Source organism: Sedimenticola hydrogenitrophicus (assembly GCF_029017505.1).
Taxonomy (GTDB): Bacteria; Pseudomonadota; Gammaproteobacteria; order Chromatiales; family Chromatiaceae; genus Sedimenticola; species Sedimenticola hydrogenitrophicus_A.
In genome coordinates this window covers 143,793-160,257 of sequence record NZ_JAQGEI010000007.1, presented here as the reverse complement: position 1 = coordinate 160,257, position 16,465 = coordinate 143,793, and the positions used below count along the sequence as shown (strand labels likewise).

Annotated in this window: 13 protein-coding genes; 7 read left to right on the top strand and 6 right to left on the bottom strand. The window is 55.1% G+C overall.

From position 1 onward, the window contains the following. The coding region (locus O9K64_RS06255; RefSeq protein ID WP_275097211.1) for a substrate-binding periplasmic protein at positions 1-882 on the top strand (882 nt) is incomplete at its 5' end. A gap of 14 nt (positions 883-896) precedes the next feature. Continuing rightward, entirely contained in the window at positions 897-3,023 is a 2,127-nt protein-coding gene (locus O9K64_RS06250) for an ATP-binding protein (protein ID WP_275097210.1), read from the top strand. 427 nt (positions 3,024-3,450) lie between these two features. On the opposite strand, the gene O9K64_RS23765 is transcribed toward O9K64_RS06250, so the two are convergent. Then, complete coding sequence (locus O9K64_RS23765; protein ID WP_420493156.1) at positions 3,451-3,618, bottom strand: transposase; 168 nt, start codon at positions 3,616-3,618, stop codon at positions 3,451-3,453. Positions 3,619-3,857: 239 nt separating this feature from the next. Between O9K64_RS23765 and O9K64_RS06240 the strand changes: the two genes are divergently transcribed. After that, positions 3,858-4,640: a class I SAM-dependent DNA methyltransferase gene (locus O9K64_RS06240; RefSeq protein WP_275097209.1), complete on the top strand. Its 783-nt coding sequence runs from the start codon at positions 3,858-3,860 to the stop codon at positions 4,638-4,640. 326 nt (positions 4,641-4,966) lie between these two features. On the opposite strand, the gene O9K64_RS06235 is transcribed toward O9K64_RS06240, so the two are convergent. Then, positions 4,967-5,827 carry an HDOD domain-containing protein gene (locus O9K64_RS06235; protein WP_275097208.1) on the bottom strand — a complete coding sequence of 287 codons (861 nt, stop codon included), beginning with the start codon at positions 5,825-5,827 and terminating at the stop codon, positions 4,967-4,969. A gap of 242 nt (positions 5,828-6,069) precedes the next feature. On the opposite strand from O9K64_RS06235, the gene O9K64_RS06230 reads away from it, so the two are divergent. The 3 genes from O9K64_RS06230 (at position 6,070) to O9K64_RS06220 (ending at position 8,635) form a co-directional block, all read left to right on the top strand. Beyond that, positions 6,070-6,807: a hypothetical protein gene (locus tag O9K64_RS06230; protein WP_275097207.1), complete on the top strand. Its 738-nt coding sequence runs from the start codon at positions 6,070-6,072 to the stop codon at positions 6,805-6,807. A 371-nt stretch (positions 6,808-7,178) separates the two neighbouring features. Next, positions 7,179-7,385, top strand: a complete 207-nt coding sequence (locus O9K64_RS06225; protein ID WP_275097206.1) for a DUF6494 family protein — start codon at positions 7,179-7,181, stop codon at positions 7,383-7,385. 197 nt (positions 7,386-7,582) lie between these two features. Further along, positions 7,583-8,635 (top strand): aldo/keto reductase, encoded by a 1,053-nt coding sequence (locus tag O9K64_RS06220; RefSeq protein ID WP_275097205.1) that lies wholly within the window; start codon positions 7,583-7,585, stop codon positions 8,633-8,635. A 519-nt stretch (positions 8,636-9,154) separates the two neighbouring features. Here O9K64_RS06220 and nhaC read toward each other — a convergent pair. Beyond that, the gene (gene nhaC / locus O9K64_RS06210; protein ID WP_275097204.1) at positions 9,155-10,684 is read right to left on the bottom strand and encodes a Na+/H+ antiporter NhaC; all 1,530 of its coding nucleotides are present in this window, start codon (positions 10,682-10,684) and stop codon (positions 9,155-9,157) included. A 396-nt stretch (positions 10,685-11,080) separates the two neighbouring features. Here nhaC and O9K64_RS06205 point away from each other — a divergent pair, with 396 nt between their 5' ends. After that, positions 11,081-11,557, top strand: coding sequence for an Lrp/AsnC family transcriptional regulator (locus tag O9K64_RS06205; RefSeq protein WP_305793057.1), 477 nt, complete (start codon positions 11,081-11,083; stop codon positions 11,555-11,557). Between the two features lie 77 nt (positions 11,558-11,634). Here O9K64_RS06205 and O9K64_RS06200 read toward each other — a convergent pair whose 3' ends face one another. Genes O9K64_RS06200 through O9K64_RS06190 form a run of 3 tightly spaced genes read right to left on the bottom strand, consistent with a single transcriptional unit; the run spans position 11,635 to position 16,464 of the window. Then, complete coding sequence (locus tag O9K64_RS06200) at positions 11,635-14,352, bottom strand: arsenate reductase (azurin) large subunit (protein ID WP_275097203.1); 2,718 nt, start codon at positions 14,350-14,352, stop codon at positions 11,635-11,637. A gap of 22 nt (positions 14,353-14,374) precedes the next feature. Then, the gene (locus O9K64_RS06195) at positions 14,375-14,947 is read right to left on the bottom strand and encodes an arsenate reductase (azurin) small subunit (protein ID WP_275097202.1); all 573 of its coding nucleotides are present in this window, start codon (positions 14,945-14,947) and stop codon (positions 14,375-14,377) included. Then, positions 14,944-16,464 (bottom strand): cytochrome c peroxidase, encoded by a 1,521-nt coding sequence (locus O9K64_RS06190; RefSeq protein WP_275097201.1) that lies wholly within the window; start codon positions 16,462-16,464, stop codon positions 14,944-14,946. The genes O9K64_RS06195 and O9K64_RS06190 overlap by 4 nt, the downstream gene beginning before the upstream one ends. Between the last annotated feature and the right edge of the window lies 1 nt (position 16,465).

Here is a 16,465-nt window from a genome sequence, read left to right as displayed (position 1 = left end):
TACTACAACAGTGAGGTAACGATCATGCAAGTCTCCAATGTTCGGATCAGGCGCACACATCCTCCTGTCGCTAGCAAACGCAGGTTCTTCCATAACAATCAAACTGGTGTTTTCACGATACGTCTGAAACACGCGGTATCTGTATTCATTTGTCTCATGATGCTCACCCTGGCTCTGCCACGACCAACTGTGGCGCAGCAGTTAACGATTGTTTCAGACCCTTACCCACCGCTGGGGTATGTCAAGGATGGAGAGATTGTCGGGTTTACGGTGGAGCTTCTCAAGGAACTCCTGTTGCGAACCGGTATTGATGGAACCTTTGCCATGTACCCTTGGGCTCGTGCCTACGAGATGGCCAAGCAGGAGAAGAATGTCCTTATCTATCAGTTGACCTGGACCGAGGAGAGAGACCGCCTGTTTCAGCTGGTTGGCCCTGTGGTTGGAGACACGGATACCCTTTGGAAGTTGAAAAAGAGAGAGGATATTGTCCTTGACAGCCTGGATGATGCAAAACAATACCGGGTGGGCGTCGTCAGGGACTACTTTGTTCACCAGTACCTGCTGGAACACGGCTTTGAAGAAGGCAAAAACCTGGAACCGATACACGATGACGATCTGAACATCAAAAAGCTGGTCTCCGGGCGTATTGATCTGATGTTTCTCGCGGAGTTCATTTTCCGGTATCGTATCAAGGAGTTGGGCTTGAGCAACGACGATTTTGAGAACGCTCTGCCAGTTATATCAAATGAAGGTTATCTGGGTTTCAGTCGGCAGACCTCTCCGAATATTGTGGCACGATTTGAACGCGCCCTGGAGGAGGTCAAGGCCGACGGCACCTATGATGCCATTCGAGAACGTTATGGCTTAAGTGCCACCAAATAAAAACAGAATTAGGGATGAGCGCAGTATTGGAAAGCAGGGCGGGTTCCAGGTCTATTACCAGACGACTAGTAGCGGTGTTGATAGCCGCCGTCGTACTTGTATTCCTTGCCACCATGTCGACGCTCTATATCGGAGCAATACATGAACAGGAAACTGATCTGGCGCGAAAGGCAGACGAATATGCAGAATATCTGATCGGAGCCCTGGCCGTTCCGCTATGGAACTACGACGACAGGACCACACAGGCGATTTCCCAAGCCTTCCTCCAGAACGAACTTGTTGTGGGCCTGATCGTCAGAAATGCCTCCGGGGTCGTGATATTCAATGAGTCTGGTGGTAGTCAGTCGCTGCTCAAGAGAAGCGGCAAGATCGTTTATCGAGGGGTGCAACTGGGAGAGGTTGAACTTGCTGTTACCAAGCGTTTGGCCAGCGAAGCCGGGCGCAAGCTGTTGACTACCTTTGCCACGATTATCCTCGTGGTCTGTATCTCTCTTTCCCTGCTCACCTACCTGTTGGTACGTCTTTTTCTTAGGAAGCCTGTCGTTCTCCTTGAGCAAATGGTACGCCGTTATTCCGCCGGTATTTATGATCAGCAGATACCGCCCCTTCCCTACCGAGAGTTTCAAACCTTCGGTCGCACCCTGGCGCAGATGGGTGAAACCATTCGCTCTCAGATGGAGGAGTTGAGGACACATCGGGATCATCTGGAAGAGATCGTTCGGCAACGAACGGAAGATATGACCATTGCCAAGGAACAGGCGGAAAGTGCGAACCATGCAAAAAGCATTTTCCTGGCTAATATGAGTCATGAACTGCGGACTCCGCTAAACGCTATCCTTGGATTCACTAACATAATGCGTAATGACACGCGGATCCCCGATGACCAGAAGCAAAACCTGCACATCATCAACCATAGCGGAGAACATCTGCTGATCCTGATCAACGACATACTGGATATGGCCAAGATCGAAGCCGGTCGGGTACAGCTGGAGAATGCGCCTTTTGATCTGGGCGCGATGGTACGTGACGTTACCGATATGATGCGCCAGCGCGCCGAAGACAAGGACCTGCAACTGGTGATCGATCAAACATCGCTGTTCCCACGCTACATCGTAGGTGACGAAGCCCGCTTGAGACAAGTGCTGACCAACCTGATAGGCAACGCCATCAAATGTACCGAACAGGGAGGTGTTACCCTGCGTCTTGGCACCAAGAACAACAAGACTACCCACCTGCTGATCGAGGTGGAAGATAGCGGTATCGGTATCATACCTGAAGATCAGCAACGCATTTTTGAGCCCTTCGTGCAATTGGACGCACGGGTTAGCAAGGGCACCGGACTCGGGTTGAGTATCACCCGCCAATTCGTACGGCTGATGGGTGGCAACATCAGCCTGAAGAGTGAGCCCGGCAAAGGCTCCCTGTTCAGGGTCGATCTGCCATTGAGTGAAGCTGAGGAAAGTGCCATCCGCAAACCGAAACAGGCAGAGGTGGGCGAAGTGAAAGGCTTGGAGCCGGGGCAGCCCGAGTACCGCATCCTGATCGTGGAAGACCAGCGAGATAACCAGTTGCTGTTAGGCCAGCTACTGGAGTCTGTCGGATTCCAGGTCAAGATAGCCGAGAACGGCGCGCAGGGGATCCAAACGTTCCAGAGCTGGCATCCGCACTTCATCTGGATGGATCAACGCATGCCAGTGATGGATGGCATGGAAGCGACAAAGTGCATCCGCGCACTACCTGAAGGCAAGGAGGTAAAGATCGTGGCGGTGACTGCCTCGGCATTTACCGACCAACGCAGCGATATGCTCGCAGTCGGGATGGACGACTACGTGCGTAAGCCCTTCCGTGCTGCCGAAATCTACGACTGTCTGACGAAGCACCTGGGTGTAAAATATATTCGTGAGAGTCCACCCGTTTCGCTAGAGCAGAATGGGGCCTTAACACCGGAGATGTTGGATACGCTGCCTGAGGAACTGCGTCGCGATCTCACCGATGCGCTGGAAAGTCTGGAAATTGAGCGTATAGAGTCGGTCATTCACCAGATCTCTTTGCACGATAAGGCGTTAGAGAACAAACTGAGGCAGTTCACCAGATACTTCGATTACCCCGCAATACTGAAAGTACTACGGAAGAACAGATGAGGCATCCAGCATCGACCTGACTGGGCGGCCGATCCGGCGCGGCTACGAAATAAAGGGGCGACCCATTAGCCGACTCCGGTCAATAGCACAATAAACAATTTGGCGTCTTGCGCCATAAGTTAATTGGGTCTACGCGGATTGGTGGGGGTGCCAAAATGGGATTTCATAGCAGTCCAGCCCTATAATCCCAGTGTTTTCTCATTTTTTGAGTGGCAAGAAACGTGTTTCGTCCAAGTAGCCGGGGGAGGGGGGAAGCTTATGGGCGCCCTTAAAAACAGAAATAAAATACTTTCCAGTTATTCCTGCTAACTAAATGCGTAGCTGCGCTATGCTTTTATCACGCAACTGATTATCGGCGTCGACCATGGCCGTTGTGGTTGCGAAAATGGAGCGGAATCTTCTCGGCAAGCATTCCGTTTGTATTCCATTACTGTATTCCGTTACCATGGGTCCTGTATTCATTGACCCAGCGCCTCAGTGTGGTCTCACACACATCCAGTAACCGGCAGGCCTCTGTAACCATGTATCCCTGGTTCAGCACCAGGGAGACGGGTTCATTTTTAAATTTCGGTCGGTAAGGACCGAGGTTATCTATTCATCGAACACCTAGCTTTGGGTGGTATTTTTGCTACCTATATTGCTGTCCGGTTTCATTGGGCAACTACATAATGTCAGCTCGGGAGGGGCTGCTTCGCTCTAAACTTCAGTCAATAGAATTGGGCGACCCTATTTAGGGCGACTTGGTTCGCCAGGCAATTATGCCTCATGCAGGGCACGCGGTATAAATGCAAAAAGGTTAGTCGCCAGCCAAGAATCAAACAAATGGAGGATTTGATGCAGAGACAACATAGAATTCAGTTCCCTCAGACGAAGGCTCATAGTCTGAGTCAAGACGAAGTCTTTTTTTACCTTCAGGAAGCCGAAAATCAGAGAAAAATAAGATTTCACGACTACGATAAAATTTATCAAGTACAAGGCTTGTATGAACAAATATTCTATGATCGTCTGAAATGTACATCTCCGGGCAAGGTGACATCCATACTGCAATCAGCAGTGAAGCAGTCGGATGATAATTTCACTGAACTTCGTGTGCTGGATTTTGGTGCCGGCAACGGCATGATGGGAGAGGAACTTAAGAAGCTTGGCGTCTCCAGGTTGATAGGGGTCGATATTATTCCAGAGGCCTACGATGCTACTGTTCGAGACAGGCCGGGTTTGTATGATGACTATTATGTTACGGATTTTACCAGGCTTGATGACGATTCAAGGGAGAAAATAACCGCGTGGCAATGTAACTGCATGGTAACTGTTGCAGCCCTCGGATTTGGCGACATTCCGCCAAAAGCCTTTATATCGGCATTTAACATCATTGAGAGCGAAGGGTGGATAGCATTCAATATCAAGGAAACATTCTTTGATACCAGTGACAAAACAGAGTTTTCAAAGATGATTCGGGAAATAATATTTTCCAAGTATGTAGATGTATATAACATTGAACGCTACCGACATAGGTTATCAATCGAGGGTGAGCCTCTCTATTATTTCGCGATTGCTGGCAGAAAGAAGGCAGATATCCCTGCAGAATATCTTGAATCAAAAGGCATTATTATGGCCTGACTATTCGTTAAAGGATCGTGAGTCAATCACAGATGATTCGAGGAAATATCATCAGCAATAACGGGTTGCACTCTGTGTTAATCGAAATGTCACCCCCGTTCTTCACGCCGCTTGTTGTATGTGGGGCCTCCTTGCTAGCCTATGCCGAGGATAGTTGACAGGGGAGTGATATGCCAAGCAGGTAAGAACGGGGCACCCATTAAAATAACAGACACCCGAGATGCAGTTGACAACGAATCAATGATGGGTGTTCTGTATTCAGCACAGTTACCGCCCGTATCGGTCGTCAGCCTTCGAGCGCCCGGCGGAGTAAAATTCAGCATCCATCAATTAAAAATGGCGCGGATCTCGCCCTCGTAGCGGTCAACTTCTTCCGTCAGGTCGGCGAATTTCTCGTTGATGCCGGCAATCAGCTGCTCGTCACAGGTTTTGTCCATGTATTGCCACTCGAAAGTACCGCCAGCCAACAGATTGGCGACATAGATAATATCCGTCAGGTTACGCAGGGTTGGCGGTACAGGGCGCGGTTCGTCATGTTCGCGGATGGCCTCGGTGATATTCTCCGGCATGCCCAGGGCATTCAGCAGGGTATACCCGATCTGTTCATGCCACTGGGTGATCAGGTACTTCACCGTCTCCGGACGGCTGCGCAGCTCATCGTACTGCGAGGCCCGATATAGCATATAGAAGCCGCCGATATCGTGGATCATGCCGGCCAGCATGGCTTCATCCGGATTGATGGTGGTGTGGTGTTTGCTGATGACCTGGGCGAAACTGGCGGTACGCAGGGAATGTTCCCAGAGTCGTTGTGAAAAATCCGCAAACACAGACATGGACTTGGCGCAGCGTATCTGACGGGTGGCGATCACCAGGGCGGTATTGCGCACCAGATTGATGCCCAGGCGCATGATGGCCATTTTGACATCAGTTACCGTCGCGCCGCCGGTGCTGTAGGCGGCTGAATTGGCCAGTGCCACCAGGCGTGAGGCGATCAGAGGTTCGGTGCTGAGTATGCCGGTGACCTGTTCGAGCGACCAGTCGGGATCACTGAGTGCCTCCCGCAGCCGTACCACTACATCGAAGCTGGTCGGAAAAATGATCTCCCCGGAGAGTTCCTCGGCAATGTCCTGCAGCATTTGAAAGCGCTGTGTCTTCAGCGCTTCTCCCGTTTTGTCATCCACGTCCATTCTTAATTCCACTCAATTTGCCGGTAGCGGACAGCCTGCAACGAATCGGCTGTGGTTTTACCCTGATAAACTAACGATAACATACTCCCTGTGTGCGGTAATATGTCGAGAAGAACGAGGCGATAAGAATGGGAGGCCTACGATTTAATCGCCGCAGACACGAGCGGCAATTATCCGGGCCGAGGCGACAATAACCGAGCTGAAATAAGTGGGTGACCCCACTATTACGGGAGAATCGATATATGGCACTCTGCAGCGAAGCGGTGATGGCTCTATTCTACGACATCGCCGGTGATCATGCCGACCATGACGATTGGCACACCTACGAACATATGCACGAAAGACTCTCCATTCCCGGCTTTATCCGTGCGACGCGGTGGGTTGCGAAATCGGCAGCGCCGAGATACATGGTGATTTACGAAGTGGCTGATACCGACGTGGCGACTTCTCCTGCATATCTGGAACGGTTGAACCATCCGACACCCTGGACTGCCTCCATGATGAACCGTTTTCGCGGCATGATCCGCGGGTTCTCCACTGTCGCCGCGAGTTCGGGATATGGTCTCGGCCATGCGGCCGTTTCTGTGCGGTTCACACCGGCCCCGGGAGAGGAGTCAAGATTGACCGATCGGCTCGCCCGAGAGGTCCTGCCGGCCATGGCGTCGCGACGCGGGATGGCGGGGGTTCACCTGTTGCGACCGGTTGCGCCGCCGCCGATGACCAACGAACAAGCGATTCGTGGCCCAGATGCGCCCGTGACCTGGCTTTTGCTCGCCACCGGATACGATGCCGAAGCATTGCGCCGGGCGACCGACCACCACCTCGATCCTGAAGCACTCGAACGGTATGGGGCATTGCCGGGAATGGAGTTAGCTCGGTACGCGCTGCATTACACCGTGACTGCGCAGGAAGTGGCGGCTACCGAGCCCAACCCGACACTACCTCCAGATGCACGCTCATCTGACGGCGTACGCCGGTGAGTATTGCATACCAAATCAAACAACGGGGCGCCAAAGATTCAGTTGTTCAATCGCTCTGTTCTCAACTTCCAGGTCACCTGTAAATTACACATGCTGATGAGCCCAGAGGGTTTACAAAAGGCTTGGCTGGAGAAGCTCGGCAAGAAGTGGGCATGATATTCGTCCAATACTGCATACATCTCGAAATAAGTGGGTCTGCTGGATACCCCAGCGATGCTGACCCGACCCGGGTTGGCACCTGAACACTATCTGGAGCATTTACCGGGACACGACATCTATTCTGACACCGGGGGTAGGTCTGCCCCATGAAGATGCTATGGTTACCGTTAGCGGATTGATTTTGGCTAACGGGTACTGACAGGAGCAAACAGATGAACGACGACAAGTTCAATATGGAAATGCGTAAATTCCTGAAAAAAGTGGGGGTCACCTCGCAACGGGAGATTGAGAACGCCGTGAACCAGGCCATGAGCTCGGGCGCAATTACGGGTAATGAAGTCATGAAGGTTAAGATGACCTTGGAAATTGCGGACCTGAAATTGACCTGGGTGGTCGATGGTGAGATTGCCCTGGAATAGTCGAATTAAGGTGGTGCCCGCTATTCAGGCCCGGCGCGGCAATTTGACCTACCTACCAGACCGGGCGAGCGAAATGCCAATAAAATAGGAACGGGACTCCATCGTTTAGGTGACAAACGGGGATAAATGTTTGGTGTCCTCTAATTCCTATCGATAATATTTATTCAATTTTGACAAGAGTGAAGGCTGGGATCGCTATGGAATTTTCCAAACTGGGCAGCAGTGGCCTGTTGGTATCGAGAGTGTGCCTGGGCACTATGACCTGGGGGACCCGGAACAATCAGCAGGAGGCAAATGAGCAGATTGAATACGCCCTGTCACATGGGGTGAATTTTATCGATACCGCGGAGATGTATGGTATCCCCCCCACCGCGCAGACCTATGGCTCCACAGAAACCGTGATAGGTAATTGGATCGCGGCCAATCCTTCCCGGCGCAATGAGTTTATTCTGGCCAGCAAGATTGCCGGTAACGGCCTGAGCTACATCCGCAAGGGCGGGGATATCACCGCCGAGGCGGTTATCTCTTCGGTCGATGGCTCGCTGCAGCGCCTGCAGACAGACCATATCGATCTATACCAGTTGCATTGGCCGAATCGCACTTCCCCCCATTTTGCCAAACATCATCCAGGTAAGCTGTGCTTTACGACGGTGGCTGCAAAGGCCCATTCCGAACAGATGCTGGAGATTCTCCAGGCGCTTGATGAGTGTGTCAAAGCAGGCAAGATCCGCCATTTTGGGCTCTCTGACGATACCCCTTGGGGAATCAACGAGTATATCCGCCTGAGTGAACAGCATGATCTTGTGCGTGTGACCTCAATCCAGAACGAATTCAATCTGCTGCATACCAAGGATTGGCCCTATCTGGTTGAGAATTGCGTACATGCCGATGTGGCATACCTGCCCTGGTCGCCACTGGCGGGCGGTGGGTTGACCGGCAAGTACATTGACGGGGCGCGCCCGGCGGGTTCCCGCTGGAGCCAATTGCAGCGCAACGGCCTGTTTCGTGATACCGAGTCGAGTAACGCGGCGACTAAAGCCTATGTCGAGGTAGCAAGAAAGCATGGCCTGAAACCCGCGCAGATGGCGCTGGCCTGGTGTAACCAGACAGACGGTGTTACCTCCACGATTATCGGCGCCACCTCCATGGATCAACTGCGGGAAGATATGGCCGCTTTCGAACTCTCGTTGAATGAAGCTGTGCTGAAAGATATCGCGTCAGTCCACAGGCAGTACCCGGTACCCTTTTGATCCCGCCAACTGAAATTCGCCTGACCTTGCCCGCCGAATTATCCGTCCTATACTTACGTCTTCCCAGACTGATGTCTCGAGTGGCAGCGGAAGGTGCAAGGAGGATCTATGTTCGTCAAGAGAAACAATCTGCCGACTATGGCCCGGCGAGCGCAGGCAGGTGAAGGTCGGCACATTGGTAATCGCCTCCGCGACAGCGCAGAAAGGTGCGGAGTGTGAAGGGATCAACTTCGATCCACTGGTGATGGCCGATGGTATCGAGCCGACGAATGATCCTATCCTTCGATTTCGTTCGCCAGCATATGCGGTGTCATTCGGTAAACGGATAAACCAAGAATAGGGATATGCGGCCCCATTTCCCATCAAGCCTCTAACCTTCTGATCCCGAGCTGATTTAAGGCACTCCTTCCGCAGGAGTGGGGGACCACTGGCGCTCGCTTTGGCAAGGCCAGTGGTCCGGTTTGGTGGTTCAGGGGTCCATAACCCTAACGGTATGGAGTGTTTTACGGCTGCGCGCAGTCAGTTCGATGGGCTCAGACTGGCAATCGGCTCTTCGTCGGTTGGGTCGTCGAAATCCAGGTCGGCCGTGACGGCTTCTCCCTTCTCCCGCCAGGAGCGTCGCTCCTCTTTGCTCGCCCGTGGGGAAAATAGACCGGTCTGTGCATAGATCAGGCCGATCACAGGTGACATCCAGCAGGCAAATGCGAGCGGAATGTAGAGCAGGTTCTCCACTTGGCCATCGGAGATGCCTAGCGCCAGGGCACTGATCACAAATGCGCCACCGGCATTCCACGGAATCAGGGGAGAGATGAGCGTTCCGCCCTCTTCAATCGCCCGTGACAGATTCAGCGTCGAATATCCCATCCCCCGGTAGACCGGTGCGTACATACGACCCGGAAGTGCAATTGAGAGGTACGGGTCGCCAGCGACCAGGTTGGTGGATATCGAGGTACAAACCGCCGCGGTTTGTACGCCCTTGAAGCTGCGCACCTTGGTCATGATTGCACGGATGATCGTTTCCAGGCAGCCGGTTTTTTCCAGGGCGCCACCGAAGCCGAGTGCGATGAGCACCAGCGAGATGGTCCACATCATCGACTGGATGCCCCCGCGGTTGAGCAGGCTGTCGATGGTGGCGATGCCGGTGTCAATGGAGTAACCGCTGTTGGCATAGGTGAGCAGTTCATGCACCCCGGCGCCTTGCACGATCATCGCGGTCACTGCTCCAGCCAGTACACCCGCGAACAGGGACGGAATCGGTGGCATGCGCTTGACCGCAAGCACGATAACAATAGCCGCCGGCAGTAACAGCCAGGCTGAGATGCTGAAGTTCGCCTCGAGCGCGGCGGTGATTGCATTGATCTTTTCGAACGATGCATTACCCCCATCGATCAGGTTAAAGCCCGCAAACAGATAGATGGCGAAGGCGATCAACATCGCCGGTATTGTCGTCGGCATCATGTTTTTGATATGGGAGAAGACGTCCGTACCGGTGACTGCCGGGGCGAGATTGGTCGTGTCCGACAGTGGCGAGACCTTGTCGCCAAAGAACGCGCCGGAAACGACGGCACCGGCGGTCCAGTAGACTGGAATGTCAAAACCCGCACCGATTCCCATCAGGGCAAGACCCACCGTGCCGACCGTACCCCAGGAGGTACCCAGCGATAGCGAGACGACCGAGCAGAGCAGCATGGCTGCGGCCAGAAAGAGCGTTGGTGATAAGAGTGTAAGTCCGTAGTAGATAAGGGTCGGCACGGTGCCGCTCGCAATCCACACCCCGATAATCATACCGACACATATCAGCACGGATACGGAGGGCAGAGAGACATGGATAACGTGAAAGATGCCCTCTTCGATAGCCTTCCACTTGAAACCCAGCTTGATTCCAACCAGCCCGGTAATCGCCAGGCCGATGGCAAGAGGAATGTGTGGCGTAAAGTCGCCGAAATAGAACAGCTGCACTCCCAGTACCAGTAATGTCAAAACGACGGGGGTGAGCGCTAGTAGTAGGCTTGGCTGTTTGCAGCTTGTCACCTTGGTTGCGTCTGTCATGTCAAACTCCTTCGGTTTGATGTGCGATTAGATACTTCCCGGTCGATTGCTAGAGGTGATTTGGGCAAGATGCAACGTGCCGCGCTTTGTTGATATGTTCTCGATCAGACTCAGATCGATCACACCCATTACTCGATATGCCAATATTCGGTACATAGTTGTCACTCATCCGTATTCTCCTTTGCTGCCGGATATCGCAATAACCCGACCAGAAGGCTGCAATGTCATCATGATCGTGCTCAAGGGGTCGGGATCACGCCTAGTGCTGGATCCGGCTATTATCTTCCAGCCTTCTAGACTTCAGTATCAGCCGTTTTGCCTAGGAAGTGGCTCCAAATAATGTTATTTTTATTGCCTAATATCCTTCAAATACGCTTTTAATAGGTAAAAAGGCTAATGAAGATCGACCGCATAGATCGACACATACTGCGCCAGCTTCAGGAGCACGGGCGTCTGCCCATTGTTGAGTTGGCCAACCGGGTGAATCTCACCAAGACCCCCTGTGCCCAGCGCGTGCGCCGCCTCGAACAAGCCGGCATCATCCGCGGTTATCGTGCCGATCTGGATCCGGAGCAACTCGGCGCCGGCCATGTTCTGGTTGTACTGGTGACACTGGACAAGACGAGTGACGACGCGCTTGAACGCTTTAATGAGGCGGTGCGTCTAATTCCCGAGGTGCAAAGCTGCTATATGGTGGCGGGAAATTTCGACTATTTGCTGAAGGTCAGAACCCACGATATTGCACATTATCGCGCCGTGTTGGGCCACCAGATCGGCAGGCTGCCGAATGTCCATCAAACGCACTCCTTCGTCGCCATGGAAGTTGTGAAAGACGAGGTGACGGTGCCGGTCCCGGCCGACGGCATCATCTAGCCGCGTTTTTTCCTGCTAGGTGTTCCGATTCAGAAAGAATGATGCCCTGTATTTGTTTCCCTGTATTCGATCCTGGATCATATGATCGGCCGCGGTTTCAGCGTCATGCTGGTGAACGAATGTTTGAACGGTGATTCACCGACCTTGGTCAACGCGGCGCGGCCGAGCTTGTAACGATAGTTGTTGGTCACCGGATCGGGGACGGCGTGGGCGACGGAATTGGCCGGGGCTCCGGGGTAGTTAAAGTTGGCCATGGCGACGCCGGGACGCATCTCGTCGCTCACGATGGCCACTGCGGTGAACTGCCCGGTGGTGGTGTTGATGTGACCGTTGCACATGAGCGAAGTGAAAGTGAGATCATTGGCGAGCACACCGACCGGCTGGCCGGTCTGCACGTACACGGTGTCATTGTAGGCCTCGACGAAATCGCCGCTCTCGATGTCCTTGGCGCGTGCATCTTCTGGATTAACGAAGATAAAGGGATAGGGCCAGCGCTGATTGAGATAGGGCTTGCGCAAATCGTCGAAACCGGACTGCCAGGTCTCGTTGACGCGCCCGGTGGTGACCCAGATTTCGCCCTTCTCCTTGCGTGGCTTGACCGCCTCGTAAAAGTCGATCCAGCCCTCGAACCGCCAGGGTGTCTTGAGCAGCATTGCCTTGCCGTTGTGGCTGTCGAAGGCATAAAGCCATTTTCCATGAACGGTATCGCTTTCAAGTGCCTCGATCTTGTTGGCGGGATCGTGCAGGCGTTGGGTGCCGGTGAGTTTGCCATTCACGACGCGGATGGGCGTCTGGATGCCGGTGGTGCCGTATTCGCGCAGCAGATCGTGGGCCTTCCTGCCGCCCCGCCGTGCCTCGGTGACGAGCGGATGATAATTGAGCACGCCCTTGCGGCCGAAGCGCGCGGCCTCCTCAAACACATCATTACCGTCCGCCCACTGGTAACTGCCGTCCTCGCCAAAACCCATGCGCAGGGCGAATTCCTTGATCGCCCACCAGTCGGGATGGGCCTCTCCCGGGGCATCGTAAAGTTTGCTGTAGAGGCGCAAGCGACGTTCCGAGTTGCAACGGGCGACATCGTGTTCACCCCAGGCGGCGGCGGGCAGAACGATATCGGCGAGTTGGGTGTTGAGCGGCTCCACCGGATAAATATCGGAGTCCACCAGCACCATACCGCCGGAGAGTATGCGTTTTTTGAAGGTTTCGACAATGGCCTGGCGTTCCAGCCGGTGGATGTGATGGGCGTTGCCGCGGGTCATACGGTGCAGCCTGTCGCCCAGTTCCTGCGAGGCGAGCATAGCGGGGATCCAGGTGGTGCCAATGACCCAGCAGAATTTGGCCTGGCCGTCGATGACCCAGCGGTCGAGATTGATCGGCTTCTTGCGCCGGCCGGGATATTTTTCGGGACTGAGCCAGCCGGAAGCGCCGTCGGACTTCATCATTCCGCGCTGGTGCCCGCCGCCGCGACTGATGACGCGACCGGGCCGGTTGCCCGAGCCGCAGATCAGGGCCAATGACGCCAACGAGGCGGTATTCATGTAATTATTCGACCAGTAATTGCCCTTTTCCAGCATGAACGAGGTCCGGGGCCGGGTACCGTCCGCCCGCGGTTTGGCCATGATCTCGGCGGCGCGGCGGATGCTGGCGGTGTCGATGCCGGTGATCTTCGCCGCCACATCGAGTTTTGATTCCTCCTGGACGAGGATGAATTGTTTGTACTCCTCCCAGTCGGTCTGAAACTTGTCCCAGGTGGTACGCCATTGCACACCGGTGTTGCGCGTGCCCCGGCCATAGCCCGCGCTAACTTCCCAGTTTTTCATGATCCAGCGATCAATGAATTCCTGATCCTGCCAGCCGTTTTCAATAATGATGCGTGCGATCGCCAGGTGCAGGGCGGTATCGGTACCGGGGATAACCGGCAGCCAAACGCCGCCATTACGTAAGCCGTATTCCACTCCCATGGTGCGATGTGGCGTAATGAAGATCAGCTTTTTGTTGGGTGTTTTACCGCCCATCATCCAGGTGGTAAAGAGGATGGTCTTGGTCTCGTACGGATCGGTGCCGGAGATCACCGCGACATCGCATTCCCCCCAGTCCTCGTAACTGGCGGAGAAGGAATTGATGCCGGCGTCGTCCAGGCCCACGGCGTCCTGCATGGCGCCGGGCTTGTCGTGCTGGGCGTAGGCCGGTGTGCCGATCGACTGGTTGACGAGTTTGGTGATGGCGTAGGTGTTTTCAAAAAATTCGTAGGAATAGGTCTTCATCGCCCAGGCGTGTTCGCCATATTTGTCGATTACCCATTTCGAGATGTCCGCCATCACATTGAGCGCCAGATCCCACGAGACCGGCATCAACGTGCCGCGCACGCGGATTTGCGGATACAGCAGGCGATCGCGTGTCGGGGTTTGCGGATTGAAGCATTTCTGCGCCAGCGTGCCGCCGCGTATGGAGTGATTGCCGTCGATGTTGACCACCTTGGCCGAATGGTCGGGGACGATGACGATGTGGTGCGGCCGGCCCTGGTGACGCACAATATTGTGCTGGCTGGGGCTGACCCACGGCCGCATCACCTGGTAACTGGGGAAATCGACACCGAAGGCGTTTTCGGAAGCCTTTTCTCCGCCCTTCTTGCCGACAGGCCAGCGGTAGGCCTTGTAGCCGCAGGCAATAGTACAATAGGCGCAGGCGGTGGTGAGTACCTCCGCGTCCGCCGGGGGCAGCGGCACAAAATCCTGGGCGAAAACGCCGGCGGTTTCGTTCGGACTTCCGACTACGGGTGGTTCATTGGTTGCCATATCCGGGTCTCCAGATTGATTGTCAGACAGCGCGTTCGAGATTCGCAGCATAGCCGTAGATCAGGCCCAATACTCCCGCGGCGTAAATGTCGTCGCCCTCGGTCTCGAGCACGATCTGGGGCAGGCTTTCCGTGGCGTGCCCGGACACCACCATGCCGTGACGGGTGAGATCGAACGTGGTCAGGTGCATGGGGCAGGCGCCGAGTATCTGGTGTTCTGGCTTGTAGGTGCCTTCCAGCGGTCCGCCCATGTGGGTGCAGATGGTGGTGAAGCAGACGATGTCATGTTCCGGTCCGACGCCGCCCCCGCCCACGGCGCCGAGTTTGATCAACAGACAGTTCACTTCCGGATATGGATACTGCAGCAACACCGGCTTGCCGGTTTCGAGTTGCGACATCTGGCCGATCTTGCGCCGCGGATAATAGGCCAGCCTGGCCCGGTGCTCGGCGCTCTGCGCGAGGGTGTAACCAGGTAACGAGGCCAGCGTCACCAGGGCAACGCTGCCAGCGGCGGTAAACAGGAACTCCCGCCGGGTCAGATCTTTCAGGCCGCAGGCGGAACGTGATGGAATGACGGGCTTATCGATAGCTTTCATTGGGCATCATCCTCCGTAACGGATGGGCCGAGCGGAGCATAGTCGGGCATAGCCGGAACGGCGGTAACGATGGGTTCGTCGCTGCTCAGCGCCTCAAGAAACGCCACCAGATCGGCCTGTTCTTCGGCGCTGATTTGCAACGGCTTGATCAGCGGACTTTTGTTCGGATGTTGGCCGCCGCCCTGGTTGTAGAACGCAACCACCTCTTCCAGGGTTGAGAACCCGCCATTGTGCATGTAGGGCCCCGTATATTTCAGTTCGCGCAGCGAGGGCGTGCGGAACTTGCCCTTGTCGACCGGGTTTTTCGTCACGTAGTAAAGACCATGGTCCACGTCGGCCTTACGATACATATCGAGGGAGGCGCCCTTGGCGTATTGTTCAAAGCGGTGGGTGATCTGCGCCAGGGGATCGCTTTGCACCAGTTCGTGCTCGGGCACGCCCAAGGCGTAAAATTTCTGATCGGAGGCCAGCGGACTGTTGTGGCACTGGATGCAGTTGGCCTTGCCATGGAAAAGCTTCATGCCGCGTAATGCGGATGCCGTGAGGGCCTGTTCGTCGCCCGCGATGTAGCGATCGTAAGGCACGTTTTTCGGGTTGGAAACGAGCGTTCTTTCAAACGCGGCGATGGCCCGCCAGGCGTAGGTGACCCGGGGCTGTTTCAGGCCAAAGACCTGGCGGAACGCCTCGACATATTCGGGAACAAAGCGCAGGCGCATCTCGGCCATGGCCTCGTCGACATTGCCGCCTACCGCGCCGGTCGCGGCGGCATGGGCCTGTCCTTCCAGGCTGACCACACTACCGTCCCAGAAGATTTTATTGTAATAGGCACTGTTCAAAATCGTCTGGGCGTTGCGCCAGTGCCGAGTGCCCGGGTATCCGCGCGAGATTCCTCCACCGTCGCCCCAACCAAGCTGCGGGCTGTGGCAGACAAAACAGGAACTGCGTGTGTTGCCACTGAGGCGTCCGTCAAAAAAGAGTTTGCGCCCCAACTCCACTTTCTCGACCGTCATCGGGTTGTCTGGTGGAACCGGTGGCGGCGGCAAATGGGTGATTGGCGGCAGGCCGTCTACTGTAATCAGATTTTTGTAAGTCACTTCCTCGGCGGGAGCCGTGGGCAATACCACTGCGGGCGCCGGCGCGGGTGTTTCCAGTTGCGGCGGCGGCTCCCCGGAGAGGATCCATCGCACGATCCCGGCCAGCTCGGTGTCCGACAGCCTCGGATGTGGGATCATGGGGACTTCTCCCCAATTGCCCGCGCCGCCGTTTTTGATTTTAGCGGCCAGCGCCTCGGCCGCGCCAGGATCGTCCTGATAACGTTTCGCCACGTCCTTGAAGGCCGGCCCAACCCGGGGTGCATCATAAGCATGGCAACCAAGACAGTCGCTGTTGGTAATATGCCGGTAGCCCGCGGTCAGTTGATTCTGGGTCTGGACGGCACCTGCTACGAAGAAGCTTGCTGCCACCAGGGGCAGAAGGGTTGGCACCTGGCCGGGACGGTTAAGGTGATGAACAGGCATC